3 protein-coding genes are annotated in these 1,532 nt (G+C 71.3%); all 3 read right to left on the reverse strand.

What is annotated here, in order from left to right; translation table 11 throughout:
- The coding region (locus tag CCN44_RS41680) for a sigma-70 family RNA polymerase sigma factor (RefSeq protein ID WP_244204068.1) at positions 1–609 on the reverse strand (609 nt) is incomplete at its 3' end.
- A 17-nt stretch (positions 610–626) separates the two neighbouring features.
- Positions 627–1,043 carry an ATP-binding protein gene (locus tag CCN44_RS41685; protein WP_009190566.1) on the reverse strand — a complete coding sequence of 139 codons (417 nt, stop codon included), beginning with the start codon at positions 1,041–1,043 and terminating at the stop codon, positions 627–629.
- Positions 1,044–1,363: 320 nt separating this feature from the next.
- A partial coding sequence (locus tag CCN44_RS41690; protein WP_143650464.1) for a UBP-type zinc finger domain-containing protein occupies positions 1,364–1,532 on the reverse strand: 169 nt, incomplete at its 5' end.

Consider the following 1,532-nt stretch of genomic DNA (forward strand, 5'->3'; position numbering starts at 1 on the left):
GGTGGCGTACGTGGAGAACTCCACGCCGCGCTCGGGGTCGAACCGGTCGACGGACTTGATCAGGCCGATCGTGGCGACCTGGGTGAGGTCGTCCAGCGGCTCGCCGCGGTTGCGGAAGCGGCGCGCCAGGTGCTCCACGAGCGGCAGGTGCATGCGGACCAGCTGGTTGCGCAGCTCCGCGTACTCCGCGCTGCCTTCCGGCAGAGCGCGCAGTTCGATGAACATCGCCCGCGCCCCGCTGCGGTCCTGGGCGTCGTGCCGTACGGCCTGCACGGCCTCCGTGGCCGGCGTGTCGTCCTCGGCGTGTCGCTCGTGCTCGCTCATCGTCCCGCCCGTTGCCCTTCCCCGAGCCCTCGCACCCGCGCGGACGGCGGTTCCGGCGCCGTCGGCGGCCTCCGGTGGCGTGCCCTGGCCGGCATCGTCACCGGAGGCACGCGCGGAGTCGTCCTCCGGGTGCGGCCTGGCCTGCTCGGGGATGCCGTCGATGCCGTCCGCCGTGCGCCGGGAACCGTCCCGGGGGTCCGCCCCGGAGGTCTCGGCGCTGGTCGACCAGGGGGCACCCCCGTCCCCGGTCGGCAGCTCCCGTGTGCCGCGCTCTTCGTCCCGCACCGGCCCGTCCCCGTTCCTCACGCCGGCCCGGGGCCGGCGCCGCGCTGTTTGTAGAGGCTGATCGAGACCGTCTTGTCCTCGTCCACGGCGGACGAGACCTTGCCCGCGAGGGCCGACAGCACGGTCCAGGCGAAGGTGTCCCGCGAGGGGGCGTGGCCGTCCGTCGTGGGCGCCGACACCGTGACTTCCAGCGAGTCGTCCACAAGCCGGAAGACACAGCTGAGCACCGAGCCGGGCACGGCTTGCTGGAGCAGGATCGCGCACGCCTCGTCCACGGCGATGCGCAGGTCCTCGATCTCGTCCAGGGTGAAGTCCAAGCGGGCCGCCAGACCGGCCGTGGCCGTCCGCAGCACCGACAGGTAGGCACCCGCAGCCGGCAGCCGGACTTCCACGAAGTCCTGGTTCGCCGCGGGCTCGCCTGCGATCTGGGACACCCTCACCTCCATGGTGGTACAAGCTTTACGGGGCCGAGGGTCGCCCCCCGGGGTAACGCGTACGTGGTTCAGCGGTGACGCTATCGCGCTCCGAACGTTGCTGTCCCCGGGACCCCAACCCCCTGGCGTCACTCACAGTAAAGCTGTGGATACGCTCCGTGTCTAGAGGGTTTGCGTGCCCAAATGGGAAGAGCGCGCGCCGGGTTGACGTACCCAGACGTCAGACGCTCGAACCGTCGTGCGGCAGCCGCCGCATGCAGTGTCACACGAGAAGGTGGTCAGGCGGGACGGTCTCGCTCGTACGAGCGCATTTCAGCAGCTCACACGAGCACGTGGTCGACGAAACACCACCGCCAGTCCTCGCCGGGCTCGAAGGTCCGCATCACCGGGTGACCGGACTTCTCGTGGTGCTCCGTCGCGTGCCGTCCCGGCGAGGAGTCGCAGCAGCCGACGTGGCCGCAGGTGAGGCACAGCCGCAGCTGCACCGGG

Origin of the sequence: Streptomyces tricolor, from assembly GCF_002155905.1 — a bacterium.
GTDB classification, from domain to species: Bacteria; Actinomycetota; Actinomycetes; order Streptomycetales; family Streptomycetaceae; genus Streptomyces; species Streptomyces tricolor.